General features: G+C 68.5%; 25 protein-coding genes. 21 read left to right on the forward strand and 4 right to left on the reverse strand.

All coding sequences use genetic code 11. The features are described 5' to 3' along the window. Positions 1-93: 93 nt before the first annotated feature. The gene (locus E3U26_RS15365) at positions 94-1,158 is read right to left on the reverse strand and encodes a 3-deoxy-7-phosphoheptulonate synthase (protein WP_243784814.1); all 1,065 of its coding nucleotides are present in this window, start codon (positions 1,156-1,158) and stop codon (positions 94-96) included. Between the two features lie 268 nt (positions 1,159-1,426). On the opposite strand from E3U26_RS15365, the gene E3U26_RS15370 reads away from it, so the two are divergent. Continuing rightward, positions 1,427-2,140 (forward strand): 5-formyltetrahydrofolate cyclo-ligase, encoded by a 714-nt coding sequence (locus E3U26_RS15370; RefSeq protein WP_499105892.1) that lies wholly within the window; start codon positions 1,427-1,429, stop codon positions 2,138-2,140. 100 nt (positions 2,141-2,240) lie between these two features. Beyond that, complete coding sequence (locus E3U26_RS15375; RefSeq protein WP_499105893.1) at positions 2,241-2,783, forward strand: NADPH-dependent FMN reductase; 543 nt, start codon at positions 2,241-2,243, stop codon at positions 2,781-2,783. Positions 2,784-2,848: 65 nt separating this feature from the next. Here E3U26_RS15375 and E3U26_RS15380 read toward each other — a convergent pair whose 3' ends face one another. Next, on the reverse strand, positions 2,849-3,046 hold the full coding sequence (locus tag E3U26_RS15380; protein WP_036755362.1) for a hypothetical protein: 198 nt from the start codon (positions 3,044-3,046) through the stop codon (positions 2,849-2,851). 301 nt (positions 3,047-3,347) lie between these two features. On the opposite strand from E3U26_RS15380, the gene phnC reads away from it, so the two are divergent. The 4 genes from phnC to phnE (E3U26_RS15400) all read left to right on the forward strand — a co-directional run bounded on the left by phnC (position 3,348) and on the right by phnE (E3U26_RS15400) (position 7,347). Then, on the forward strand, positions 3,348-4,166 hold the full coding sequence (gene phnC, locus E3U26_RS15385) for a phosphonate ABC transporter ATP-binding protein (RefSeq protein WP_036755360.1): 819 nt from the start codon (positions 3,348-3,350) through the stop codon (positions 4,164-4,166). A 34-nt stretch (positions 4,167-4,200) separates the two neighbouring features. Then, entirely contained in the window at positions 4,201-5,112 is a 912-nt protein-coding gene (gene phnD / locus E3U26_RS15390) for a phosphonate ABC transporter substrate-binding protein (RefSeq protein ID WP_036755356.1), read from the forward strand. Positions 5,113-5,175: 63 nt separating this feature from the next. Next, complete coding sequence (gene phnE / locus E3U26_RS15395) at positions 5,176-6,021, forward strand: phosphonate ABC transporter, permease protein PhnE (RefSeq protein ID WP_214274653.1); 846 nt, start codon at positions 5,176-5,178, stop codon at positions 6,019-6,021. A gap of 3 nt (positions 6,022-6,024) precedes the next feature. Further along, positions 6,025-7,347: a PhnE/PtxC family ABC transporter permease gene (phnE, locus tag E3U26_RS15400; RefSeq protein ID WP_499105894.1), complete on the forward strand. Its 1,323-nt coding sequence runs from the start codon at positions 6,025-6,027 to the stop codon at positions 7,345-7,347. Between the two features lie 125 nt (positions 7,348-7,472). Here the strand turns inward: phnE (E3U26_RS15400) and E3U26_RS15405 are convergent, their stop codons facing one another. Further along, positions 7,473-8,426, reverse strand: coding sequence for a LysR family transcriptional regulator (locus E3U26_RS15405; protein ID WP_114537959.1), 954 nt, complete (start codon positions 8,424-8,426; stop codon positions 7,473-7,475). A gap of 167 nt (positions 8,427-8,593) precedes the next feature. Between E3U26_RS15405 and E3U26_RS15410 the strand changes: the two genes are divergently transcribed. The 10 genes from E3U26_RS15410 to E3U26_RS15455 all read left to right on the forward strand — a co-directional run bounded on the left by E3U26_RS15410 (position 8,594) and on the right by E3U26_RS15455 (position 18,386). Next, positions 8,594-9,784, forward strand: a complete 1,191-nt coding sequence (locus tag E3U26_RS15410; RefSeq protein WP_499106357.1) for a muconate/chloromuconate family cycloisomerase — start codon at positions 8,594-8,596, stop codon at positions 9,782-9,784. A gap of 2 nt (positions 9,785-9,786) precedes the next feature. Beyond that, positions 9,787-10,077 (forward strand): muconolactone Delta-isomerase, encoded by a 291-nt coding sequence (gene catC / locus E3U26_RS15415; RefSeq protein WP_036755346.1) that lies wholly within the window; start codon positions 9,787-9,789, stop codon positions 10,075-10,077. Positions 10,078-10,150: 73 nt separating this feature from the next. Then, positions 10,151-11,089: a catechol 1,2-dioxygenase gene (gene catA / locus E3U26_RS15420; protein ID WP_499105895.1), complete on the forward strand. Its 939-nt coding sequence runs from the start codon at positions 10,151-10,153 to the stop codon at positions 11,087-11,089. Positions 11,090-11,206: 117 nt separating this feature from the next. Further along, a complete protein-coding gene (locus E3U26_RS15425) occupies positions 11,207-12,565 on the forward strand; it encodes an SRPBCC family protein (protein ID WP_499105896.1) in 1,359 nt (452 codons plus the stop codon). After that, positions 12,562-13,077, forward strand: coding sequence for a nuclear transport factor 2 family protein (gene benB, locus E3U26_RS15430; RefSeq protein WP_499105897.1), 516 nt, complete (start codon positions 12,562-12,564; stop codon positions 13,075-13,077). Before E3U26_RS15425 ends, benB begins: the two co-directional genes overlap by 4 nt. 34 nt (positions 13,078-13,111) lie before the next feature. Further along, positions 13,112-14,140 carry a ring-hydroxylating dioxygenase ferredoxin reductase family protein gene (benC, locus tag E3U26_RS15435; protein WP_499105898.1) on the forward strand — a complete coding sequence of 343 codons (1,029 nt, stop codon included), beginning with the start codon at positions 13,112-13,114 and terminating at the stop codon, positions 14,138-14,140. After that, a complete protein-coding gene (gene benD, locus E3U26_RS15440) occupies positions 14,137-14,922 on the forward strand; it encodes a 1,6-dihydroxycyclohexa-2,4-diene-1-carboxylate dehydrogenase (protein WP_499105899.1) in 786 nt (261 codons plus the stop codon). Before benC ends, benD begins: the two co-directional genes overlap by 4 nt. 37 nt (positions 14,923-14,959) lie before the next feature. Continuing rightward, entirely contained in the window at positions 14,960-16,291 is a 1,332-nt protein-coding gene (locus E3U26_RS15445) for an MFS transporter (protein WP_499105900.1), read from the forward strand. A 62-nt stretch (positions 16,292-16,353) separates the two neighbouring features. Further along, positions 16,354-17,151 carry a 3-oxoadipate enol-lactonase gene (pcaD, locus tag E3U26_RS15450; RefSeq protein WP_499105901.1) on the forward strand — a complete coding sequence of 266 codons (798 nt, stop codon included), beginning with the start codon at positions 16,354-16,356 and terminating at the stop codon, positions 17,149-17,151. A 377-nt stretch (positions 17,152-17,528) separates the two neighbouring features. Next, complete coding sequence (locus tag E3U26_RS15455; RefSeq protein WP_499105902.1) at positions 17,529-18,386, forward strand: DUF2189 domain-containing protein; 858 nt, start codon at positions 17,529-17,531, stop codon at positions 18,384-18,386. A 116-nt stretch (positions 18,387-18,502) separates the two neighbouring features. Here E3U26_RS15455 and phnF read toward each other — a convergent pair whose 3' ends face one another. Further along, the gene (gene phnF / locus E3U26_RS15460) at positions 18,503-19,270 is read right to left on the reverse strand and encodes a GntR family transcriptional regulator (RefSeq protein ID WP_499105903.1); all 768 of its coding nucleotides are present in this window, start codon (positions 19,268-19,270) and stop codon (positions 18,503-18,505) included. A 118-nt stretch (positions 19,271-19,388) separates the two neighbouring features. On the opposite strand from phnF, the gene phnG reads away from it, so the two are divergent. From phnG to phnK, 5 genes are read left to right on the forward strand one after another with little or no spacing between them, the layout of a single operon-like run. Further along, complete coding sequence (gene phnG / locus E3U26_RS15465) at positions 19,389-19,841, forward strand: phosphonate C-P lyase system protein PhnG (protein ID WP_449045185.1); 453 nt, start codon at positions 19,389-19,391, stop codon at positions 19,839-19,841. After that, a complete protein-coding gene (phnH, locus tag E3U26_RS15470; protein WP_499105904.1) occupies positions 19,838-20,404 on the forward strand; it encodes a phosphonate C-P lyase system protein PhnH in 567 nt (188 codons plus the stop codon). The genes phnG and phnH overlap by 4 nt, the downstream gene beginning before the upstream one ends. Further along, positions 20,404-21,486 carry a carbon-phosphorus lyase complex subunit gene (locus tag E3U26_RS15475; protein ID WP_499105905.1) on the forward strand — a complete coding sequence of 361 codons (1,083 nt, stop codon included), beginning with the start codon at positions 20,404-20,406 and terminating at the stop codon, positions 21,484-21,486. The genes phnH and E3U26_RS15475 overlap by 1 nt, the downstream gene beginning before the upstream one ends. Continuing rightward, the gene (locus E3U26_RS15480) at positions 21,483-22,355 is read left to right on the forward strand and encodes an alpha-D-ribose 1-methylphosphonate 5-phosphate C-P-lyase PhnJ (RefSeq protein ID WP_499105906.1); all 873 of its coding nucleotides are present in this window, start codon (positions 21,483-21,485) and stop codon (positions 22,353-22,355) included. The genes E3U26_RS15475 and E3U26_RS15480 overlap by 4 nt, the downstream gene beginning before the upstream one ends. Further along, positions 22,352-23,134: a phosphonate C-P lyase system protein PhnK gene (gene phnK, locus E3U26_RS15485; RefSeq protein WP_449045190.1), complete on the forward strand. Its 783-nt coding sequence runs from the start codon at positions 22,352-22,354 to the stop codon at positions 23,132-23,134. Before E3U26_RS15480 ends, phnK begins: the two co-directional genes overlap by 4 nt. The last annotated feature ends 1 nt before the right edge of the window (position 23,135 follow it).

The following is a 23,135-nucleotide window of genomic DNA, read 5'->3' on the forward strand; positions in this document are numbered from 1 at the left end:
GCCATGCCCAGCTCGGTGCGACGCAAAACCTTGCGATTTCGCCGCCGCCACGCGATGTCCTCGTCAGGCATTGAGCGTCCGGCGACGCCCGCGTCAGGCGGCGCGGCGCAGGCGCGTGGCGGCGGCCCCGGCCAGATCCAGCAGCAGCGCGCGGCTTTCTTCCCAGCCCAGGCAGCCGTCGGTGATGCTCTGGCCATAGACCGGCACCTGGCCGGGCTGCAGATCCTGCCGCCCCGCCACCAGGTTGCTTTCCAGCATGACGCCGCGGATGCGCGCCTCGCCCGCGCGGATCTGCGCCGTGACATCGGCGATCACCGCCGGCTGGCGCGCCGGATCCTTGCCGCTGTTGGCGTGGCTCGCGTCGATGACGATGCCGGGCTCGACGCCGGCCCTGGCCGCAGCCGCCGCCACCGCCGCGACATGCCCGGCGTCGTAATTCGGCCCGTCATGGCCACCGCGCAGCACGACATGGCAGGCATCGTTGCCCGTGGTGGTGGCGATGGCCGCCGCCCCCTGGGCGGTGATCGCCGGGAAGCTGTGCGGCCGCGCGGCCGAGCGGATCGCGTCCAGCGCCACCTGCACCCCGCCATCGGTGCCGTTCTTGAACCCGACCGGGCAGGACAGGCCCGAGGCCAGCTGGCGGTGGATCTGGCTTTCCGTGGTGCGCGCGCCGATGGCGCCCCAGGCGATCAGGTCGGCGAAATACTGCGGCAGGATCGGGTCCAGGAACTCGGTCGCCGCCGGCAGGCCCATGCGGTTGATCTCCAGCAGCAGGCGGCGGGCCAGGGGCAGCCCGTCCTCGATCCGGTCCGAGCCGTCCAGATGCGGGTCGTTGATCAGCCCCTTCCAGCCGACGGTGGTGCGCGGCTTTTCGAAATAGACCCGCATGACGATTTCCAGCCGGTCGGACAGCGCGCGGCGCAGCTCGGCCAGGCGCGCGGCGTAATCCAGCGCCGCCGGGACGTCATGGATCGAACAGGGGCCGGCAACGACCAGCAGCCGGTCGTCGCCCCCGGCCAGGATGGCGCGGATGGCGGCGCGGCTGTCGGCGACGGTGCGCGACACCGCCTCGTCCCGCGGCAGCGATTCGGCCAGGGCGGCCGGGGCGGGCAGGGGTCGCAGGGTGGCGATATGCAGGTTCTCGGTCTGGATGGGCATGGCTCTCTACTTTCTGCAAGAGGCCGGACCGGAAGCGCATGGAACTGAAAAAGCCGCCGGTCTTGGGCCAGCGGCTTGGGGGTCAGTATCGCGTTCGCGCTACACCCGGCTCCGCTGGGGACAGCGGAACCAATAAAACGAAATGGTGCAGGGCATTCGATGCGACATGGGCCATCCATAACCGCTGCGCGGCGCGCTGTCACGCCGATTCTTGCGCACGGGCTTTGGCGGCGCTCGGCCCCGTGCTACCCTGCCGCGCATGACCAGGATGCAGCCTTCCACCGCGGGACCGGGCGGGGCCGATAGGGACGAGCAGGGCGGCTCGCCCCCCTGCCAGGCCGCGCGGATCGCGCCGGATTACTTCGACCCGCTGGCCGTCGATGCAAAGCAGGCGCGCGACGTGGCGCGCTGGCGCAAGGCGCGGCGCGAGGAATTGCTGACCCACCGCGCGGGCCTGAGCATCGCCGCGCGCCAGGCCGCCGCCGCGGCCATCGCCAGGGCCCTGGACGAGGTGCTGGCCGCGCATCTGCCCGATCCCCGCGGCCGGGTGATCGCCGGCTATTGGCCGATCCGGTCGGAACCCGACCTGCGCCCCTGGCTGGCCCGCCTGCACGAACGGGGCGCCATCCCGGCCCTGCCGGAGGTCGTGCGCCCGGCGAGCCCGCTGGTCTTTCGCCCCTGGCATCCCGGCGCGGCGATGCGGCGGGGGCATTGGAACATCCCGGTGCCGGCCAACGCCGAGACGGTGGCGCCCGAGGTGGTGCTGGCCCCGCTGGTCGGCTGGGACGGCGCGGGCTATCGGCTGGGCTATGGCGGCGGCTATTTCGACCGCACGCTGGCCGCGCGGCAGCCGCTGGCGATCGGGGTCGGCTTGCAGGCGGCCCGGCTGGCGACGATCTATCCGCAACCCCACGACATCCGGCTGGCCGCCATCGTCACCGAACGCGGCCTGCAATATCCGCCCCGTCCCGGCATGGCGTGAAAAATCTTGCCGGGCATCGCGTCGATTTCCGCGCCCGCGGCGTTGGGCGACAGCCGGCGTCGTTCCGCGCAACCCTCGGCAGGCAGGAAAGGAAACAGCGATGACCAAGACGATCCTGGGCCTCAGTGGCAGCCTGCGGCGCGCCTCGTTCAACGCCGGGCTGCTGCGCGCCGCGGCCGACCTGGCGCCCGAGGGGGTGCGCATCCAGATCGGCTCGATCCGCGAGGTGCCGCTCTACGACGGCGATCTGGAGGCCGAGTCGGGCCTGCCCCAGCCGGTGCGCGCCCTGCAAGCGCAGCTTGCGGCGGCGGACGGGTTGCTGATGGTGACGCCGGAATACAACAACGGCGTGCCGGGCGTGTTCAAGAACGCCATCGACTGGATGTCGCGCGGCGAGGGGCTGGCGATGTTCGTGGGCAAGCCGGTGGCGGTGATCGGCGCCTCGCCCGGCGGTTTCGGCACCATCCTGGCGCAAAGCCATTGGCTGCCGGTGCTGCGCACGCTCAAGGCCGCGCTGTGGACCGAGGGGCGGCTGATGGTGTCACGCGCGGAATCGCTGTTCGACGACCAGGGCAACCTGACCGACGACAAGACGCGCGCGCAGCTGCGCAAGTTTCTCGAGGGTTTTGCCGCAACCCTCTGATCCGGGCCGGATAAACGCCAAAGGCAGCCCGGAGGCTGCCTTTCCTGCGTCGGTGCGGCGAAAGGTTATTCGGCCGCGAAGGTGGTGGCGAACTGGCCGCACCAGTCGTTCGACTTGACGACCGGCCAATAACCCCTGGTGTCCGCGTCCCTTTGGTTGACGGGCGGGTTGGCGCGGCACAGGCCGGAATCGGACAGCGTGCTGGCGGAGTTGGCGACGTGATCCTCGTAGAACGCGCAGGCGTTGCAGGCGGTTTTGGTCATGGCTGTTGCTCCTGTCTGGCGGGCATGTCTTGGTTGCTGGCTGGCTTTCGGCTGGCTGGCGACCTTGGCAAGGATATAGAGGCCGATTCGCCGAAGGTCAAGAAATAATCTTGTAAAAACATATAGTTGACAGAATTACTTGGCGTTCTGATCCTGATCCGAACGCTCGGATTTGGATTTTGCGTCCTGTGAAAAACGCTCGGGAAAGGGCGGCGCGGGCGTCAAGAAAGCTTCACCGGACTGCGCCAATTCCGTCACCGATCCCGGCTATCAGCGCCCCAACCGCTCATGGAGGGCCGCCTTGCTTGCAGTTCAGAACGTCACCCGCGTCTTTTCCGGGCGTGCCGCGGTGGACGACATCAGCTTTGCCGTGGACGGCCCGGCCTTCGTCGGCATCATCGGCCGCTCGGGGGCAGGGAAATCGACCTTCCTGCGGATGATGAACCGGCTGACCGATGCCTCGGCCGGGCGGATCTGCGTGGACGGGCGCGACATCCTGGCGCTGCGCGGCCGCGACCGCCGCGCCTGGCAAAGCCAATGCGCGATGATCTTCCAGCAGTTCAACCTGGTGCCGCGCATGGACGTGGTCTCGAACGTGCTGCACGGGTTGCTGAACCGCCGCCCGGCGCTGGCCACCCTGTTCAACCTGTGGCCGCGCGCCGACATCCTGCGCGCGCTGGAGATCCTGGACCGGCTGGGCATCGCCGAACAGGCGCCCAAGCGGGCCGAGGCGCTGTCGGGCGGCCAGCAGCAGCGCGTGGCCATCGCCCGCGCGCTGATGCAAGACCCCAGGATCATCCTGGCGGACGAGCCCATCGCCAGCCTCGACCCGATGAACGCGCAGATCGTCATGGACACGCTCAAGCGCATCAATGTCGAGGACGGGCGCATGGTCATCGCCAACCTGCACACGCTGGACACCGCGCGTCGCTATTGCGACCGGGTGATCGGCATGCGCGACGGGCGCATCGTCTTCGACGGCACGCCGGCGCAGCTTTCGACCGGCGTCGCCCGCGACATCTATGGCGCCGACCACAGCTTCAACGAGGCCGCGACCTCGACCGCCATTCCCGCCGATGCCATCGCCGATGCGGCCTATGCCGCGCGGTTGATGGCCTGACGCTTCCCGCAATACCGCAACCCATGGAGAGACCATGAAACCGCTTGCCCTGGCGCTTGCCGCCGCCACCGCCCTGACCTCCGGCCTGATCTCGGCCGCCTCGGCCCAGCCGATCACCGGCTTCAACCTCGGGATCATGGGCGGCGAGAACGCGCAGGACCGCATGACCTCGAACGAATGCTACCGCGCCGCCATCGAGGCCCAGCTGGGCGTGCCGGTCAAGGTCTTTACCCCCGCCGATTACGACGGCGTCATCCAGGGCCTGCTGGGCGGGACGCTGGACATGGCCTGGCTGGGCGCCTCGGGCTATGCCAAGATCCACCTGACCGATCCCGAGGCGGTCGAGCCGGTGCTGACCAAGCAGAACATGGACGGCTCGACCGGCTATTACGCCATCGGCTTCGCCCGCAAGGACAGCGGCATCGCCTCGATCGAGGACGCCAGGGGCAAGTCCTTCGCCTTTGCCGAGCCGAACTCGACCTCGGGCTACCTGGTGCCGGGGGCCGAGCTGGCCGAGACCCATGGCAAGCTGGAGGATTTCTTCGGCCAGGTCCGTTTCGCGGGCGGGCACGAGCAGGCGATCATCGGCGTCGCCAACGGCGATTTCGACGCCGGCGTCAGCTGGGCCGACGGTCTGGGCGACTGGGAGGACGGCTATAACTCGGGCGCCTTCCGCAAGGCCGCCGATGCCGGGCTGGTCGAGATGAACGACCTGGTCGAGATCTGGAAGTCCAAGCTGATCCCGGAAGGGCCGATGGTGCTGCGCAAGGCCCTGCCGCAAGAGGTCAAGGACAAGGTCACGCAACTGACCGCCGACCTGCACGAGACCGACAAGGACTGCGCCTATGGCGTCGCCCATGGCGAGGCCATGGATTTCGTGCCGGTGACGCATGACGCCTATCTGGGCGTGGTCGCCGCGCGCAAGTTGCAGGAAACGGCGCAGTAAAGCGCCCCCCGGCCGCGTCCCTAGGGGGGGGCGCGGCATCCGCATTTCATCCGCAGGATCTTCATGGCCGCCCTTGCCCCGGACGACATCCGCGACGCCTATCTGGAACTGACGCGCCGACGCCGCCTTTACGGCGGGCTCTTGCTGGTGATCTTCGTCGCCATGATGGCGGCCGGGTTCCGGCTGGCCGAAAGCCGCAATGCCGGCGGCTTCGTCGACGGGCTGCCGATGCTGCTGGCCTTCCCCTCGGAGGTGCTGGCCGAGGCATGGCAGAAGCGCGCGAACCTGCCCGGCCTGCTGGCCGAGCATCTGCCCTCGCTGGTCGAGACGCTGAACATCGCCGCCGTCTCGACGCTCATGGGCGGGCTGATGGCGATGGGGCTGGCGCTTCTGTCCACGCGCGGGCTGGCGCGCTGGCCGCGGCTGACGGGGCTGTTCCGCCGGCTGATGGACGCGCTGCGCGCCGTGCCCGAGATCGTGGTCGCGCTGGTGCTGATCTATATCCTCGGCGGCGGGCCGGTGCCGGCGGTGATCGCCATCTCGCTGCATACCGCCGGCGCGCTCGGCAAGCTGTTTTCCGAAGTGGCCGAGAACGCCGACCTGAAGCCGGTCGAGGGGCTTGCCTCGGTCGGCGCCGGCTGGGGCCAGCAGGTCGGGCTGGGCGTCCTGCCGCAGGTGGCGCCGAACTGGCTGTCCTATGCGCTGATGCGGTTCGAGATCAACCTGCGCGCCAGCGCCATCCTGGGTTTCGTCGGCGCGGGCGGCATCGGCTACGACCTGAAGCTGGCGATGCAATGGGGCATGGGCCGCTATGACGAGGTGGTGGCGATCTTTGCACTGCTCTTCGTCGCCATCGTCGCCATCGACCGGCTGTCGGACCATGCGCGCAGCCGGCTGGTAAGGGGCTGAACCATGACCGCTGCCACGCTTTCCCCCGCCCTGGCCGATACCGTGCTGACCCGTTTCGCCCGCCGCCGGCTGGCGGCCTTTGCGGTGCCGCTGGCGATCCTGGCCTACCTGGCCTATGCCGCCATGGCCTTCGACATCGCCGGGCTGGCCGGGCGGGCGCGGATGGACAATGCCGCGGTGCTGCTGTCGGATTTCTGGCAGCACAAGACCCATGTGACGCGGGACAACCGCTCGGGCGCCTTGCGCGTCGCCATCGACGGCGAGGCCAAGGGCACCTATCCGCCGGACCGCCTGCCGGGCTGGATCGCCACCCAGGGCGACGCCACCCGCATCGACCTGGGCCAGGGCCATGTCGTCACCTATGACGCGCAGGGCGCGCGCTACGAGGTGCCGGGCTATGGGCTGATCGACATCCGCCCCCAGGACGGCGGGCTGCACCTGACCGCGCCCCAGCCGCTGCCCGACTGGATCAACGCCTCGGACAGCCGGGTCAGCGTCACCACCCCGGCCGGGCGCTTCGCCTATACCCGCTCCAAGGTGGAGACCTTTCGCTACCAGCCGGGCTGGGCGCTGTTCTTCTTTACCCTCGACAGCCCGTTCCACTACATGAGCTGGCCCGAGATCGCCGCCAGCGCGCTTTGGGGGCCGCGCGTCGATCCCGGCCTGCCCAATGTCGCCGCCATGGCGCGGGACTTCTGGACCAACGCCATGTGGCGGCACGGCGACGTGATCTGGGCCATGTTCGAGACGGTGCTGATGGCCTTCCTGGGCACCTTCGGCGCGGCGCTGGTCGCGCTGCCGCTGGGCTTCATGGCGGCGCGCAACATGATGCCCTTTGGCGCGCTGCGCTTTGGCCTGCGCCGGGTCTTCGACTTCATCCGCGGCGTGGACGGGCTGATCTGGACCATCGTGCTGGCCCGCGCCTTCGGCCCCGGCCCGATGACCGGGGCGCTGGCCATCCTGCTGACCGATACCGGCAGCTTTGGCAAGATGTTCTCGGAAGCGCTGGAAAACATCGACGAAAAGCAGGTCGAGGGCATCCGCTCGACCGGCGCGGGCGCCGTGCAGCGGGCGCGGTTCGGGGTGATCCCGCAGGTGACGCCGGTGCTGCTGTCGCAGGTGCTGTATTTCCTGGAATCGAACACGCGCGGCGCCACGGTGATCGGCGCCATCGTCGGCGGCGGCATCGGCCTGTTGCTGACGCAGGCGATCCAGACCCAGAAGGACTGGGAGGACGTGGCCTATTACATGGTGCTGATCGTGCTGATGGTGATGGCGATGGACAGCTTTTCGGGCTGGCTGCGCCGCAGGCTCATCAAGGGCTAGCGCCGTCGATCAACGCGCAAGGCGGGAAGGCGGCAGAAACCGCACCCCCCCGGTCGATCATGTCCCAACCCTGCTTGCGTCCCCGCATGAGGGCAGGCACCCCAGGGCGAACCCGGCGCATGGCCTTACGCGCGGTTGGGCTTGCGGCCTTCCGAAGGCGGCGGGCGAAGGTTGTTGGCTTCAAGCCAGGCCGGTTTTTCGGCATACATGTCGCCAATCAGCCGCTTGACCAGGTCGAGATGGCGCGACGCATCGCCCGCGCGGTGGTAAAGGATCACCGGGGACACCGCCCGCGGGCTGTCGATAAGGCGATACTGCACGTCGGACCGCATCTGCCGGGCCGACGACGGTATGATGCAGACGCCCGAATCCGCGGCGACCAGGCCAAGGGCGGTCTGGATCTCCCGGACCTCCAGCACCTCGGAGGGACGGATGTCCTCGTCCTGAAGCAGGCTCAGGACCTGGTCGGCATAGCTGGGGCGCGGCTCCTTGGGGTAGACGATCAGCTTCTGGCCGGCGACGGCGGCAAGCGGCAGCGGCGCGTCGTCCTGGGCCAGGGGCGTGCCCTCGGGCAGCGCGACGACAAGGCGTTCCTCGCGCATGAGCGTGCTGACGACATTCGGGTCGCTGTGCTTCAGACGGCCGAAGCCGATGTCGATGCGGCCTTCCTTCAGCGCCGGTATCTGCTGGATCGACAGCATTTCGAGCAGCTGGATATCCAGCTCGGGGGCGTTCTGGCGCAGCTTCCTGATCAGCGACGGAAGGCCGCCATAAAGCGTCGAGGCCACGAAGCCGATGGACAGCACCCGGTTGCGGTTCATGCCCACCCGCCGCGTCGCATCCTTCATCTGGTCGACCCGCCCCAGCACCTGCAGGGCCTGTTCATAGAACAGGCGTCCCGCATCGGTCAGCTTGATCGGCCGGCTCTTGCGGATGATCAGGACGACGCCCAGCTCTTCCTCGAGCAGCTGGATCTGCCGGCTCAACGGCGGCTGGGCGATGTGCAGGCTTTCGGCTGCGCGGGTAAAGTTGCGCTCGCGCGCGACGGCGGCGAAATAGCGTAACTGCCGCAAATCCATGGAAAGCCCCTCCTGTCTGCCAGACGAATCTTACGCGCGTCCTGGGTATTTGGCGGCGGATCAACCCGCTGAAATGTGGGATAATTCGCAGTATAATATCTTCAAAGTATAGTATCAAACCCAAACGGTGTTGGACGAAAGGCATGGCCGGCCGCAATCTTGCCGGCATGAACCAGACATTCGCACCCCTTGCCCCGACCAACGCCGTCAGCCCGGTCATCGACCGGGTCGAGACCATCCTGGTCGACCTGCCCACCATCCGGCCGCACAAGCTGTCGGTCGCCACGATGAACGGCCAGACCCTGATGCTGGTCAAGCTGCATTGCAGCGACGGCGTGGTCGGCATCGGCGAAGGCACGACGATCGGCGGGCTGGCCTATGGCGGCGAAAGCCCCGAAAGCATGAAACTGGCGATCGACACCTATTTCGCGGCGGTGATGCTGGGCCAGGACGCGACCCGCATCCAGGCGCTGATGGCGCGCATCGGCAAGGCGGTCAAGGAAAACCGCTTCGCCAAGAGCGCCGTCGAAACCGCGCTTCTGGATGCGCATGGCAAGCGGCTGGGCCTGCCGGTCAGCGAGCTTTTGGGCGGCCGGCGCCGCGACCGGCTGGCGGTGGCTTGGACGCTGGCCTCGGGCGATACCGCGACCGACATCGCCGAGGCGGAGCGCATGCTGGACCTGCGCCGCCACCGCATCTTCAAGCTGAAGATCGGCGCCCGCGACATCCGCGACGACATCGCCCATGTCGCGGCGATCAAGCGCGCGCTTGGCGACCGCGCCGCGGTGCGGGTCGACGTGAACATGGCCTGGAGCGAGACCGAGGCGGCCCATGGCATGGCGGCGCTGGCCGATGCCGGCTGCGAGCTGGTCGAGCAGCCTGTGGCCACGGCCGCGGGACTGGGGCGGCTGGTGCGCCGCTTTCCCACGGCGCTGATGGCCGATGAATCGCTTTCCGGCCCGGAATCGGCCTTCGATCTCGCCAGGGTGCATGGCGCCGATGTCTTTGCCGTCAAGATCGAGCAATGCGGCGGCTGCTTCAACGCGCTGCGGGTAGCGGCCATCGCCGATGCCGCCGGGATCGGCCTTTACGGCGGCACCATGCTGGAAGGCGCGGTGGGCAGCATCGCCTCGGCCCATGCCTTCTCGACCTTCGCGAACCTGCAATGGGGCACGGAACTGTTCGGGCCGCTGCTTCTGACCGAGGAGATCCTGTGCGAGCCGCTGGATTACAGCGACTTCGCGCTGACGGTTCCGTCCGGGCCGGGGCTCGGCATCCAGCTGGACGACGACCGCGTGGCGTTCTTTGCCCGCGACGGCCTGCACCGCAAGACCCGCCCCGCCGGCCAAGGAGGATGACGATGCTGTTCCATGTTCGGATGGATGTGAACATCCCCCGCGACCTGCCCGCCGACGAGGCGGCCGAGATCATCGCGCGGGAAAAGGCCTATTCGCAGGCGCTGCAGGCCAGCGGCAAGTGGCGGCACATCTGGCGCATCGCGGGCGAATACGCGAATTTCAGCATCCTCGACGTCCGGGACAATGCCGAGCTGCACGAGATCCTGTCGGGCCTGCCGCTGTTTCCCTTCATGAGGATCGAGGTGACGCCGCTGCTGCGCCACCCGTCCTCGATCCGCGAGGACGACCGCTAGAGCCATCATTCCCAAAGGGCCGGCGGAGGAGCCGACCCGTCCCAGTTTCCACGAGAATCCAGGAGGAGAGACCATGACTGTCAAGATTTTCGACCGGCCCGACGTGCAGGCGTTCCTGCGCGAACTCAGCGGGCAGAACAGCGCCAGCGGCAACCCGCGCATGAAGCAGATCATCCACCGGCTGATGTCCGACCTGTTCAAGGCCATCGACGACCTGGACATCACCCCCGACGAATACTGGACGGGCGTGGCCTGGCTGAACGATCTGGGCGCGGCCGGGCAGGCGGGGCTGATCTCGCCCGGACTCGGCGTCGACCATTTCCTGGACGAACGGCTCGACGCCATCGACGCCGCGCTGGGGATCGACAATCCGACGCCGCGCACCATCGAGGGCCCGCTTTACGTCGCCGGCGCCCCGGAATCGGTGGGCTTTGCGCGGCTGGACGACGGTACGGATGCCGACGGGCACACGCTGATCATGCATGGCACCGTGCATGGCGCGGACGGCAAGCCGCTGCCCGGCGCCAAGGTCGAGGTGTGGCATTGCGACACCCGCGGCTTCTATTCGCATTTCGACCCGACCGGAAAGCAGGCGCCGTTCAACATGCGCCGCACCATCATTGCCGACCAGGACGGCCGCTACAAGTTCCAGAGCATCCTGCCCAGCGGCTACGGCGTGCCGCCCGGCAGCCCGACGGAAAAGCTGCTGTCCGCCCTGGGCCGCCACGGCCAGCGCCCGGCGCATATCCATTTCTTCATCAGCGCCGACAACCACCGCAAGCTGACCACGCAGATCAACATCGAGGGCGATCCGCTGATCGACGACGACTTCGCCTATGCGACCCGCGAGGGGCTGGTGCCGAAGGTCGTCGAGCGCACGGACGATGCCAGCATCCACGCCAACAACCTCAACGGCCCCTTCGCCGAGATCCAGTTCGACATCCACCTGACCGCGCTGATCGACGGCGTGGACAACCAGGTCAACGAACAGCGCCGCCGCGCCGTCGCCTGACCCGCGTCTTCGGGCGGCCCCTCGGAAGGGGGCGGCCGCCCGGCCCGAACCCACCTTTCATCACCGACATTGGCAGGGGCTGGCGCGCGAAACGTGCCTCCCCTGGGGAGAGAACTCATGTCCGCGATCATCGAAAAGGCACGCGATCTGGAACATCTGCTGGCCGTCGCCGTGCAGGACGACAAGGAAGCCGGCCTCTACCGCTGCCGCCGCGACATCTTCACCAACGAAGATCTGTTCGCGCTGGAAATGAAGCACATCTTCGAAGGCAACTGGGTCTATCTGGCGCATGAAAGCCAGATCCCCGAAATCAACGACTATTACACCACCTGGATCGGTCGCCAGCCGGTCGTCATCACCCGCGACAAGACCGGCGCGCTGAATGCCGTCATCAACGCCTGCGCCCACAAGGGCGCGATGCTGTGCCGCCGCAAGCAGGGCAACAAGGGCAGCTTCACCTGTCCGTTCCACGGCTGGACCTTTTCGAACACCGGCAAGCTTCTGAAGGTCAAGGACGCCAAGACCACGCAATATCCCGAGCAGTTCGGCAAGGACGGCTCGCACGACCTGACCCGCGTGGCGCGCTTCGAAAGCTATCGCGGCTTCCTGTTCGGCAGCCTCAATCCCGACGTGGCCTCGCTCGAGGATTTCCTGGGCGAGACCAAGGTCATCATCGACCAGATCGTCGACCAGGCCCCCGAGGGGCTGGCGGTGCTGCGCGGCAATTCCTCCTATATCTACGACGGCAACTGGAAGCTGCAGATGGAGAACGGCTGCGACGGCTACCATGTCAGCTCGGTGCATTGGAACTATGCCACCACCATGGACCGGCGCAGCGAGACCGGCACCAAGGCGGTGGATGCCAACAGCTGGTCGAAGTCGGTCGCCGGCGTCTATGGCTTCGAGAACGGCCATATCCTGCTGTGGACCAACACCAGGAACCCCGAGGTCCGCCCGGTCTGGAACCGCCGCGAGGAAATCGCCGCCCGCCTGGGCGAGGAGAAGGCCGGCTTCATCGTCAACCAGACCCGGAACCTGTGCCTCTATCCGAACGTGTTCCTGATGGACCAGTTCAGCACCCAGATCCGCGTCGTGCGCCCGCTGGGCGTGGACAAGACCGAAGTCACCATCTTCTGCTTCGCCCCCAAGGGCGAGTCCGCCGAGGACCGCGCCCACCGCATCCGCCAATACGAGGATTTCTTCAACGTCTCGGGCATGGGCACCTCGGACGACCTCGAGGAATTCCGCGCCTGCCAGACCGCTTACGCCGGCACCCTGGCGCTGTGGAACGACATGTCGCGCGGCGCGCCGCTGTGGATCGACGGGCCGGACGAGAATGCCCGGCGCATGGGGCTGAAGCCGCTGCTGTCGGGCGAACGCAGCGAGGACGAGGGGCTTTTCGTCTGCCAGCACGAATACTGGGCCCAGGTGATGCGCGACGCATTGGCGGCCGAAAAGACCGGAGAAGCCGCATGAGCCTGGATCAAAACGCCACCGGCACCAGCCTGGACTACAATGCCATCTGCGCCTTCCTCTATCGCGAGGCGCGCCTGCTCGACGACCGGCAATGGGACGAATGGCTGACCTGCTATGCCCCCGATGCGCCCTACTGGATGCCCGCCTGGGACGACAACGACCAGATCACCGAGGATCCGCAATCCCAGATCTCGCTGATCTACTACCCGAACCGCGAGGGGCTGGAGGATCGCGTTTTCCGCATCAAGACCGAGCGTTCGGGCGCATCCACGCCCGAGCCCCGCACCAGCCACGCCGTCCTGAACGTCGAGGTGGTCGAGGACCGCGGCTCCGAGGTGGACGTGCGCTACAACTTCCACACGCTGAACCACCGCTACAAGGTCACCGACCAGTTCTTCGGCACCATCTTCGTGACCCTGCGCAGGGACGGCGACGGGCTGGTCATCGCCGCCAAGAAGATCGTCCTGAAGAACGACTACATCCGCCAGGTCATCGACGTCTACCACGTCTGATCCACCCCAGCACAACCGCAAGGAGGAGGCGACCATGTGCTATCGCATCGCATTGAATTTCGAGGACGGGATCACCCGCTTCGTCGATTGCAAGCCGGGCGAGAAGGTTCTCGACGCCGCGTTCCGCAACAAGATCAACCTGCCGATGGACTGTTCGGACGGTGTTTGCGGCACCTGCAAGTGCCGCGCCGAAAGCGGCGCCTATGACATGGGCGACGACTATATCGACGACGCCCTGACCGAGGACGAGGCCGCCGAGGGGCTGGTCCTGACCTGCCAGATGGTGCCGTCCTCGGATTGCGTGCTGTCGGTGCCGACGACCTCGCTGGCCTGCAAGACCGGCCAGCAGGTCTTCGCCGCCACCGTGACCCGGATCGAGCCGCATCAGGACGCCGCCGTGGTGCTGGAGCTGGCGGTGGACGACGAGGCGCAGGCGCCCGCCTTCCTGCCGGGGCAATATGTCAACATCGCCGTGCCGGGCAGCGGCGATCATCGGTCCTATTCCTTCAACTCCGCTCCGGGCGAGCGCAGCCTGGGCTTCCTGATCAAGAAGATCCCCGGCGGGCTGATGGGCAACTGGCTGGCGCGCGCCAAGCCGGGCGACCGGCTGGACCTGACCGGGCCGATGGGCAGCTTCTACCTGCGCGACGGCGAAGGCCCGCTGCTGTTCCTGGCGGGCGGCACCGGCCTGGCGCCCTTCCTGTCGATGCTGGAGGTTCTGGCGCGGGCCGGGTCGCGGCGCCAGATCCACCTGGTCTATGGCGTGACGCGCGATCAGGATCTGGTGCTGGTCGATGAGCTGGCCGCCTATGCCGGCCGCCTGCCGAACTTCACCTTTGCGACCGTCGTGGCCGATCCCGCATCCGGCCATCCCCGCAGGGGCTGGGTGACGCAGCACATGCCCGAGGACATGCTGGCCGCCGGCGGGGTCGATGTCTATCTTTGCGGCCCCCCGCCGATGGTCGATGCCGTGCGGCATTACCTGGACGGGCAGGGCGTGCAGCCCGCCAGCTTCCATTACGAGAAGTTCACCCCCAACGCGCCGCTGAAGGCCATCGCATGACCGGGGCCGTCTTTGCCGGTCGCTTTGCGGGCAAGGTGCTGGTCGTGACCGGGGCGGCGCAGGGCATCGGCCGCGCCGTCGCCCTGCGCGCGGCGGCCGAAGGGGGGCGGGTGCTCTTCGTGGACCGTGCCGATTTCGTCGCCGAGGTGGCGGCGGAAGCGGGCGGCAGTGCCGCGGCCTTCACCGCCGACCTGGAAACCTGGGACGGCGCCGATGCGGCGATGCGCCATGCGGCCCGCACCTTCGGCGGCATCGACATCCTGATCAACAATGTCGGCGGCGCGATACGGATGCGGCCCTTTGCCGAATTCGAACCGGCCCAGATCGACGCCGAGATCCGCCGCTCGCTGATGCCGACGCTGTATTGCTGCCATGCGGTCCTGCCGCATCTGCTGGCGCGCGGCGGCGGCACCATCGTCAACGTCTCGTCGAACGCGACGCGCGGCATCCACCGCGTGCCCTATTCGGCGGCCAAGGGCGGCGTCAACGCGATCACGCAATCCCTGGCGATGGAGATGGCCGGCCAGAACATCCGCGTGGTCGCCACCGCCCCCGGCGGGACCGAGGCGCCGCCGCGCCGCATCCCGCGCAATGCCCTGGGCGACAGCCTCGCCGAACAGCGATGGATGGCCGAGGTCGTGGACCAGGTCAGGCAATCCGCCTTCATGCGCCGCTACGGCAGCATCGACGAACAGGCCGCGCCGATCCTGTTCCTGGCCTCGGACGAGGCGTCCTACATCACCGGCTCGGTTCTGCCCGTCGCGGGGGGCGACAGCGGCTGACCGCGATTTCAACGTCGAGACAGGGAGGAGACAAGGAATGCGCAGCATAGACGTGAACGAGGCCATCGACCAAGGCCCGTTCGGCAGCTTTCAATGGAGGGTGGTCGCGCTTTGCGGCGCGCTGCTGGTGGTCGATGGATACGACGTGTTCGTGGCGGGCACGGTGCTGCCCACGCTGATCGTGGAATGGGGGCTGACCAAGCCGCAGGCGGGCGCGCTGCAGGCCTGGGCGCTGTTCGGGATGATGTTCGGCGCGCTGATCCTTGGCCCGCTGGCCGACCGGATCGGCCGCAAGAAGGGCGTGGCGATCAGCTTCGTGCTGTTCACCTCGGCCACCGTGCTGACGGGCTTTGCCAACTCGCCCGAGCAGTTCAAGGTCTTCCGCTTCATCGCGGGCCTGGGCTGCGGCGGGCTGATGCCGAACGCGGTGGCGCTGATGAACGAATATGCGCCCAGGCGGTTGCGCGGCACCATGGTCGCGCTGATGTTTTCGGGCTATTCGGTCGGCGGCATGGTCGCGGCGGGCCTGGGCATCGGCCTGATCCCCAGCTTCGGCTGGAGGCCGATGTTCTTCATCGCCGCCGTGCCGCTGCTGATGTTGCCCCTGGTCCTGTGGAAACTGCCGGAATCGCTGGGCTTCCTGATCCGCCAGGGCAAGCAGGACGAGGCGCGGCGCATCTTTGCCCGCATCGACCCGGCCACGCCGCTGGCCCCCGAGGACCGTCTGGTCTTTGCCGAGGCCAAGGGCGCATCGGCATCGGTGGCGGAGCTGTTCCGCCACGGCCGGACGCTGCGCACGCTGATGCTGTGGCTGTCCTTCTTCTGCTGCCTGCTGCTGGTCTATCTGCTGTCGTCCTGGCTGCCCAAGGTGCTGCAAGAGGCCGGCTATGCCGAACGGGCCAGCCTGCTGTCGCTGTTCTCGCTGAACTTCGGCGGCATGGCGGGGGCGATCATGGGCGGACGCCTGGGCGACCGCTTCGGCCTGCCCAAGGTCGTGGTGGGCTTCTTTGCCGCGGCGGCGGTCTCGATTGCGCTGATCGGCTTCAACCCGGCGCCGGGGCTCTTGTTCCTGCTGGTCTTTGTCGCCGGGGCGACGACCATCGGCACCCAGATCCTGCTTTATGCCAGCGTGGCGCAGCTTTACAACCTGTCGGTCCGTTCGACCGGCCTTGGCTGGGCCTCGGGCGTGGGCCGGATCGGCGCCATCGTCGGGCCGACGCTGGGCGGGGTGCTGCTGGCACGGGAACTGCCGCTGGGGCAGAACTTCCTGCTCTTCGCGATCCCGGCGGCGCTCTCGGCCCTGGCGATGCTGGTCTTTGCGCTTGCCAACGGGCGTGCCCGCGACGCGACGCGGCTTGCCGCCGCCTGAGCATCACCGAAAACAGGCGCGCGGTTTCGGCCGCGCGCCCAAATCCGCATGAAAGGCCGACCATGCCCTATCTGGACCTGCCCACCCACCGGCTTCACTATCGCATCGACGGCGCGGCAGGGAAGAAGCCATGGCTGACCTTCTGCAATTCCCTGGGCACCGACCTGCACATGTGGGACGCCCAGGTCGCCAGCCTTTCCCAGGATTTCCGCATCCTGCGCTATGATCGCCGCGGCCACGGCAGGTCCGGCGCGCCGGTGCCGCCCTATGGCCTGGCCGATCTGGGCGGCGACGTGATCGCGCTGTGGGACGCGCTGTCCATCAGGCGCAGCCATTTCTGCGGCCTGTCCATCGGCGGGTTGACCGGGCAATGGCTGGGCATCCACGCCGGCGCGCGGCTTGGGCGCATGGTTCTTTGCGCGACGGCCGCCCGGATCGGCACCGCCGAAAGCTGGCATGCCCGCATCGACGAGGTCCGGGCAAACGGCCTTGGTGGTCTTGTTCCCGCGACTGCAGAACGCTGGTTCACGCCCGGCTTTCGCGCGACCCATCCTGCCACGGTCAAGGCGATCCTGGACGGTTTCGCCGCCACCTCGGTCGATGGCTATGTGGGATGCTGCGCCGCGCTTGCCAGCGCGGATCTTCGCGACCGCCTTCCCCAGATCGCCAATCCGCTGCTGGCGATTTCCGGCGACGACGATCCGGTCTGCCCGTCCGCCGAACTGGCCATGATCGCCAAAGCGGTGCGCTGCGGGCGTCACCTGTCCCTGCCGGGGCGGCATATCGTGAACCGGGAATCGGCGCCGCGCTTCGACATCGCCTTGAAGGACTTTCTGACCGCAGCCCCATGCGGTGCCTGAAGGAGCGGGGGCGGCAACGTCATCCCGAATTCGGCCTCGCGTCAGCCGGCTTCTCATGGATGACGCTGCCGGCCCACGCGCTGGCGTGCCTGGGCGAGCGACCGCCATCCGATCCTGCGCCCGCCGTCAGGCCGCCTTTCGCCCGGTGCGGCAGCAGGTCGCCATGGACACCATGCCCTGAGCGCGGCGGCCTCTCCCTCGGCGAAGGGGCGGCGGCAAGGGACAAGGCACGCGATTCCCCGAGTGCAACCTTGCGCTGTATCTGCTAGACTACCCGTCGAGGACGGTTCGGCCCGGCATGTTCGCGGGCGGGGGGCCGGATTCCCCGGCTGACGCCTCGCCCTATCGCGGGCCCTCCAGGAAGGGAGGATGCAGCCATGCACCGAGAGACGATTGGAAACCCGCTGAGCTGGAGCGCGCAGAGGCTGGCCGGCATAGGCCGCAGCGCCGGGGCGGCGGTGGACGGGATTGGCAGCCACGAAAGAGCCGTGCCCACGGTCAACCAGATCGGCTGGGGCGACATCCGCGCGGCGCTTCGCAAGGGCGTCGAGGACTTCGCCGCGCTGCGCACCGACGTGATCACCGCGGTGGCGCTCTATCCGGTGATCGGCTTCGTCCTTGCCGCCTGGGCGTTCAACGCGGGGCAGGTGCATCTGCTGTTCCCGCTGGCCGCGGGCTTTCCCTTGATCGGACCTGTCGCGGCGATCGGCCTTTACGAGATGAGCCGGCGGCGCGAGCGGGGTGAGGATACGAATTGGGGCGCGGTGCTGGCGACGCTGACCGGCCGGGTGCTTGGGCCGGTGCTGATGCTGGGCTTGCTGCTCGCGGCGATCTTTGCCTTCTGGCTGCTTGCCGCGCATGCGATCTGGGTCGTCACCCTGGGGCCGGGGCCCTATGACAGCCTGCTCGTCCTGCTGCGCGACAGCTTCACCACCGGCCCGGGCTGGGCGATGATCCTTGCCGGGATCGGCGTCGGCTTCGTCTTTGCCGCCGTGGTGCTTTGCGTCAGCCTGGTGTCGTTCCCGATGCTGATCGACCGCCCGGTGGGGGTGCCGGTGGCGCTGGCGACCTCGCTCGCCGTCGCGCGCCGCAACCCTGGCGCGACGGCGCTTTGGGGGCTGATCGTCGCCGGCGCGCTGGTGCTGGGGATGATCCCGCTTTTTGCCGGGCTGATCATCGTGCTGCCCATCCTCGGCCACGCGACATGGCACCTTTACCGCCGGGCCGTGGGCTAGGGGCAATCGACCGAGCTCGTTGCAGAGCAAGCGCAGGGCTGGCGCAGCCGCTGCAAATCTCCGCCGCCGGGGACTGCGTTCGCGGCGGCCTGCCCATTGCATAGACTGGCGGGCGGCTATGAGTTGCGCGCGGCCTTTCCGGTGGACGGCAAGGTGCCGACGCCCTGGCCGCCGTCCTCGGGGCGCAGGGTCAGCGTCACCCGGTCGCCGGCGAACCAGGTGGTGCCGTATTCGACCGGCACGCCGCCCGCGTCCACGTTCACCGCGACCGAGCGCAGCACCGGGGCGCCCTCGGGCACCTCCAGCGCCAGCGCCATCACCGCAGGCGCAAGCTCTGCCGTCAGCCGGGTCGAGGCGCGGGTGTAGTCCTTGAGCCCGCATTCCGCCAGCGCCGCCGTGACCGAAGGGATCGCCGCCACATGCCGCAGCAGTTCCGGGAAACGCCCGGCATCGAAGACCGAGCGGAACGCCGCCACCGGCTGGCCATCGACCAGCGACACGCCCTCGACCACATGCACCGGGCTGCCGGGGGCAAGGTGCAGCGCCTCGGCCTCTTCGGCATTGGCGGCGCGCGTCTCGGCCAGCGTCAGCCGGCGCGAGGGCGTGCGTCCCGAGGCGGTGATGTTCTGGTGAAACCGCACCCGCAGGCCGAGCGGGTAATCCGTGGGCCGCGCCGCGACGAAGACCCCGGCGCCGCGGCGCGAGCGCAGCGTCCCCGCCTCGGCCAGCGCGGCTAGCGCATGGCGCAGGGTATGGCGGTTGACGCCGAACCGCGCGGCCAGCACCGCCTCGGAGGGCAGCTTGTCGCCGGGGCGGTAATGCCCCTCGGCGATCTCGGCCGCCAGCGTGTCGGCGATGGATTTCCAGATCGGACTGCGGGCCATGTCGCCTCCGTCACCAAAAATTCACGATGCCGCCCCTTGAGCAGAATCGGCGGGCGGGCTATCACTTGTCTAGTTGTATAGTAATCTAGACAAACCCGCAAGCTTGTCGAGGCCCGGAATGTCCCAACCATCCCCATCCGAAACCGCCCTGCGCCGCGACTGGATCTCGGCCTTGGCCAAGGCGCCGCCGGGGCGGCTGGCGGCGCTGCTCTCCGACCTGCCTGCGCATGAGATGCTTCGCGCGCCCGAAATCGGCACCGTCATGGTGCAGGGCCGCATCGGCGGCACCGGCGCGCCCTTCAACTTGGGCGAGATGACCGTGACCCGCTGCTCGGTCCGGCTGGCCGAGGGCGCGGTGGGCCATGCCTGCGTGCAGGGCCGCGACAAGGCCCATGCCGCCCGCGCCGCCCTGGCCGATGCGCTGATGCAGACCGCGGCCGCGCCGCGGATCGAGGCGCAGGTGCTGGCCCCCCTGCGGGCCGAGGCCGCCCAGGCCCGCGCCAGCCGCGCCGCCAGGGCCGCCGCGACCCGCGTCGAATTCTTCACCATGCTGCGCGGAGAGGACGCATGAACGCCATCCTGACCGGCGGTTTCGCCGACCCTTCGACCCAATCCGCCCATGCCTTCCGCGCTCTCCTGGAGGCCATGGCGCGGCCCGGCCGCATCCTTGCCGTCGAGGGCGCCCGGCCGCCCGCGCCCCTCTCGGTCGCGGCCGGGGTGGCGCTCTTGACCCTGACCGATGCCACCACGCCTCTGCATCTGGCGGGTGCGGCGGATTGCGAGGCGCTGCGGGGCTGGATCGGCTTTCACACCGGCGCGCCGCTGGTCGCGGCCGAACAGGCGCAATTCGCGCTTGGCACATGGCAGGCGCTGCACCCCCTCGGCCGCTTCCGCATCGGCGAGCCGTCCTATCCCGACCGCTCGGCCACGCTGATCGTCGAGATGGACCGGCTGGAGCCCGAGGGCGCCCGCCTGACCGGCCCCGGCATCGAAACCGAGGCGCGGCTGTCCCTGCCCGAGACCGCCGCCTTCCGTGCCAACCGGGCGCTGTTCCCGCTGGGCTTCGATTGCATCCTGACCTGCGGCGCGCGCCTTGCCGCCCTGCCGCGCAGCACCATCGTGGAGGACGCCTGATGTATGTCGCCGTCAAAGGGGGCGAGCGCGCCATCGACGCCGCCCATGCCTGGCTGGCCGAGGAACGCCGCGGCGACCCCGCGGTCCCCGAGCTGACCGTGGCCCAGATCCGCGAGCAGATGGCGCTGGCGGTGAACCGGGTGATGGCCGAGGGCTCGCTCTACGATCCCGACCTGGCCGCGCTCGCGATCAAGCAGGCGCGCGGCGACCTGATCGAGGCGGTGTTCCTGATCCGCGCCTATCGCACCACCTTGCCGCGTTTCGGCGCCTCGCGCCCGGTCGACACGGCGGCGATGGCGGTCGATCGCCGCGTCTCGGCCACCTTCAAGGATCTGCCGGGCGGGCAGGTGCTGGGACCGACCTTCGACTATACCCACCGCCTGCTGGATTTCGCGCTGGCGGCCGAGGGCGAGGCGCCGCCCGCGCCCCAGGCGCCTGCGCGGGACGAGCCGGTGCCGCATGTCACCGGCCTGCTGGACCGCGACGGGCTGATCGAGGGGCAGCCGGCGGACGACACGCCCGCTCCCGACCTGACGCGCCAGCCGCTGGAACTGCCGGCCTCGCGCGCGCTGCGCCTGCAGGCGCTGGCGCGGGCGGACGAGGGGTTCACCCTGTCGCTGGCCTATTCGACGCAGCGCGGCTACGGCCGCACCCATGCCTTCGTCGGTGAATTGCGCATCGGCCGCGTCGCGGTTCAGGTCGATCTGCCCGAGCTGGGCTTTGCCGTCGAGATCGGCGAGGTCGAGCTGACCGAATGCGACACGGTGAACCAGTTCAAGGGCTCCCGCACCGAGCCGCCGCAATTTACCCGCGGCTATGGCCTGGTCATGGGCCAGTCCGAGCGCAAGGCGATTTCCATGTCGCTGGTGGACCGCGCCCTGCGCTGGCAGGAACTGGGCGAGGATTTCACCGGCGCCCCGGCCCAGGATGAGGAATTCGTGCTAAGCCATTGCGACAACATCCAGTCGACGGGTTTCCTCGAACATATCAAGCTGCCGCATTACGTCGATTTCCAGGCCGAGCTGGAACTGGTCCGGCGCATGCGGCGCGAGGCGATGCAGATGCAGGAGGCGGCGGAATGACCGACCAAGCCTATAATTTCGCCTATCTGGACGAACAGACCAAGCGGATGATCCGCCGCGCGCTGTTGAAGGCGCTGGCGATCCCCGGCTACCAGGTGCCCTTCGCCAGCCGCGAGATGCCGATGCCCTATGGCTGGGGCACCGGCGGCGTGCAGGTGACGGCGGTCTGCCTGACCCCGGACGACCGGCTGAAGGTCATCGACCAGGGCGCCGACGACACCACCAACGCGGTGTCGATCCGCCGCTTCTTCCAGCGCACGGCGGGGGTCGCAACCACCGAGCGCACCACTGACGCCACGGTGATCCAGACCCGCCACCGCATCCCCGAACAGCCGCTGGCCGAGGGGCAGATCCTGGTCTACCAGGTGCCGATCCCCGAACCCCTGCGCTTCCTGGAACCGCGCGAGACCGAGACGCGCAAGATGCACGAGCTTGAGGAATACGGGCTGATGCACGTCAAGCTTTACGAGGACATCGCCCGGCATGGCGAGATCGCGACCGCCTATGCCTATCCGGTCAGGGTCGAGGGGCGCTATGTCATGGACCCTTCGCCGATCCCGAAGTTCGACAACCCGAAGCTGGCCGGCAATCCGGCGATCCAGCTGTTCGGCGCCGGGCGCGAGGCGCGGATCTATGCCCTGCCGCCTTATTCCGACGTGGTCAGCCTGGATTTCGAGGACCACCCCTTCACGGCCTCCAAGGCCGATCACGCATGCGACCTGTGCGGCTCGGGCAGCAGCTATCTGGACGAGGTCATCACCGACGACCGCGGCACGCGCATGTTCGTCTGTTCCGACACCGATTTCTGCGCCGCGCGCCAGGCGCAGGGGCATCGCGGCCGCCTGTCGCCGCAAGGAGACGCGCCATGACCCTGATGCAAAACGCCATCACCGCCGCACCGCTGCTGTCGGTGCAGGGCTTGACGAAACGCTACGGCCCGCGGATCGGCTGCGCCGATGTCGGCTTCGACCTTTACCCCGGCGAGGTGCTGGGCATCGTCGGCGAAAGCGGCTCGGGGAAATCGACGCTGCTGTCCTGCCTGGCCGGGCACCAGCGCCCGGATGAGGGGCGCATCCTGTTCGACGGTGCCGATGTGCTGGCATTCTCCGAGGCCGAGCGGCGCCGGCTCTTGCGCGGCGACTGGGCGTATGTCCACCAGAACCCGCGCGACGGGCTGCGCATGGGCGTGTCGGCCGGCGGCAATGTCGGCGAGCGGCTGATGGCCGTGGGCGCGCGCAACTATGCCGCCATCCGCGAGAGTGCCACCGACTGGCTTGGCCGGGTCGAGATCGCGGCGGACCGCATCGACGACCGCCCCTCGGCCTTTTCCGGGGGCATGCAGCAGCGCTTGCAGATCGCGCGCAACCTGGTGACGGGGCCGCGGCTGGTGTTCATGGACGAACCCACCGGCGGGCTCGACGTCAGCGTGCAGGCGCGGCTGCTGGACCTGCTGCGCGGGCTGGTGCGCGACCTTGGCCTGTCGGTGGTGATCGTGACCCATGACCTGGCGGTGGTGCGGCTGCTGGCCGACCGGCTGATGGTGATGAAGTCGGGCAGGGTGGTGGAAACCGGCCTGACCGACCAGGTGCTGGACGATCCGCAGCACGCCTATACCCAGCTTCTCGTGTCCTCTGTCCTGCAGGTGTGAA

This window comes from Paracoccus ferrooxidans (genome assembly GCF_029909815.1).
GTDB classification, from domain to species: Bacteria; Pseudomonadota; Alphaproteobacteria; order Rhodobacterales; family Rhodobacteraceae; genus Paracoccus; species Paracoccus versutus.